Origin of the sequence: Pseudomonas sp. BAV 4579, from assembly GCF_009765395.1 — a bacterium.
Classification (GTDB): domain Bacteria; phylum Pseudomonadota; class Gammaproteobacteria; order Pseudomonadales; family Pseudomonadaceae; genus Chryseomonas; species Chryseomonas aestiva.
In genome coordinates, this window is the sequence record NZ_WHOV01000176.1 from 1 (window position 1) to 1,770 (window position 1,770).

General features: G+C 66.5%; 2 protein-coding genes. Both read right to left on the reverse strand.

All coding sequences use genetic code 11. The annotated features are described in order from the left end of the window. On the reverse strand, positions 1 to 1,158 hold a 1,158-nt coding region (locus GSQ95_RS24110; RefSeq protein WP_178123848.1), incomplete at its 3' end, for an MCP four helix bundle domain-containing protein. 47 nt (positions 1,159 to 1,205) lie between these two features. Next, positions 1,206 to 1,770 (reverse strand): methyl-accepting chemotaxis protein (locus GSQ95_RS24115; RefSeq protein WP_372241652.1); only part of this gene is annotated, 565 nt, incomplete at its 5' end.

The window sequence follows — 1,770 nt, forward strand, 5'->3', positions numbered from 1 at the left end:
GTTGATGCCGGCGACGATGCGGCGGAAATCGCCCTGGTGGGCACTGGCATCGGCACGGGTGTCGAGACGCCCGGCCATGGCCGCCTGGCTCAGCTGGTTGGCGTCTTCGACCAGGCGCTGGATGTTGCCGCGGACCTGTTCGAGGTTGTCGTTGATCACCGCCTTCTGCCCGGGGAAGCGCTCCAGCGCCACCGACAGATCGCCTTCGCCGAAGCTCTTGACGCAGGCCATGGCCTTGGCGGAATCGCTCAGGTGGCCGGCGACCATGCCGTTGACCCCCTCGGCCATGTTGCGATAGGCGCCCTGGAAGCGCTCGGCCGGAATGCGCACCACGGTTTCGCCGCGGTCGTGGGCAGCCGACATGCTGCTCATTTCGCTGATCAGGCCACGCAGGGTGGTGACCATGTTCTGCATGGCCGCCATCAGGCTGGTCTTGTCGTCGCCGCGCAGCTTGATGTCGTCAGGCAGATCGCCGGCGGCAACGCGACCGGCCAGGGTCGCCACGGCCGCGGGCTCACCACCCAGCTGACGCAGCAGATTGCGGGTGATGAAGAAGCCCAGCAGGGCCACCGCCAGCAGGGTCGCCAGGGCAATGCCCAGGGCCAGCCAGGTGGCCTCGACCTTGGTCTTCTGGGCGACCTGCACGCCTTGCAGCGCGAGCGTCTGGTTGTAGCTGACGTGCTCGTCGAAGGCCTTGTTGATCGCCAGCATCACGTCGGTGCGGCTGCGCATCAGGGCCTGGGCATCCTCGTTGCGATTCTGCCGCGACAGGGCGACGACCTGGTCGCCGAGGCTGAACAGCGCCGTGAAGGCGGCGCGATCGGCGGCCAGCAGCCCACGGTCGCGGTCGTCCGAGACCAGCGTCTCGTACTTGCCGAGATTCTGGCCGATACGCTCCTTGGCCGCGGCCAGGTCCTGCTCGACGGCGGTCATGGTTTCAGCGCTGGTCGACAGCACGTGGCGATAGATGCCCACCACATAGTCGGAGCGGCTGTCGTTGACTTCGCCGAGCGCCTTGAGGCCGGGAACGGTGTTGTCGTTGCCGTAGTTGGCCGCCTGGAACACCTGGTCGATTTCGTATTGCCCGGTGCCGGCCAGCACCAGGATGCCCAATAACGCGGACAGCACCAGCAGCAGCATTTTCTTGATGACGGTCATGTCGAAGGTCTCAAAAAGGCCACCTGCAGGTGGCCGTTGGATAGGGGTCAGGATTCGAAGGAGACGTAGCCGTCCGGCACGCCCGAGGTACCCGTACGCAAGGCCTTGCCCGGGACCTGCATGGCCCTGGGCCGCGAGGCCTCCAGCGCGCGCTCCAGGTCCTGTACCACCCGGCCTTCGCCGGTATTGAAGAAGCCCATCAGGCGTTGCAGCTGCTCGGCCTGGGTACTCATTTCCTCGGCGGTGGCAGCCAGTTCCTCGGACGCCGAGGCGTTCTGCTGGGTGATCTGGCTCAGTTGCAGCATGGCGCCGTTGATCTGGCTCACCCCACTGCTCTGCTCTTCGCTGGCCGAGGCGATTTCCTGCACCAGGTCGGAGGTCTTGCTGATGGATGGCACCATCTGCTCCAGCAGGGTGCCGGCGCGTTCGGCCAGGGCCACGCTGCTCTTGGCCACGGTGCCGATTTCCTGGGCGGCGACCTGGCTGCGTTCGGCCAGCTTGCGTACCTCGGCAGCCACCACGGCAAAGCCCTTGCCGTGCTCGCCGGCACGGGCGGCTTCGATGGCGGCGTTGAGCGCCAGCAGGTTGGTCTGGTAGGCGATGTCGTCGACG